The organism is Pseudomonas sp. PME37.24/006 (genome assembly GCF_055556635.1).
Window position 1 is genome coordinate 1 of sequence record NZ_JBVHNL010000330.1, and the last position, 228, is coordinate 228.

Annotated in this window: 1 protein-coding gene; it reads left to right on the forward strand. The window is 46.5% G+C overall.

Features of this window, described 5'->3' with window-relative positions; all coding sequences use genetic code 11:
- A partial coding sequence (locus ACZ3GY_RS24930) for a hypothetical protein (protein ID WP_465912518.1) occupies nucleotides 1–228 on the forward strand: 228 nt, incomplete at both ends.

Consider the following 228-nt stretch of genomic DNA (forward strand, 5'->3'; position numbering starts at 1 on the left):
TCGACTTCAATCCCGGATTTGATCGCCCATTTCATCCATTGATTGATCTTGTCGCTTCAGCAGTTACATTAGTTCGCGGACCACTCAGACGTTCGTGGTATCAGGATCGCACCAGTGAGTCCATTGGCAGAGTGAATGAATATGTCAAGGATTCCGTGTTGAGTTGGAAAGCCATCGAGATGGAGGATGATATCTTTCGCGCAACGGATGAAGTATTTGAAACGATCC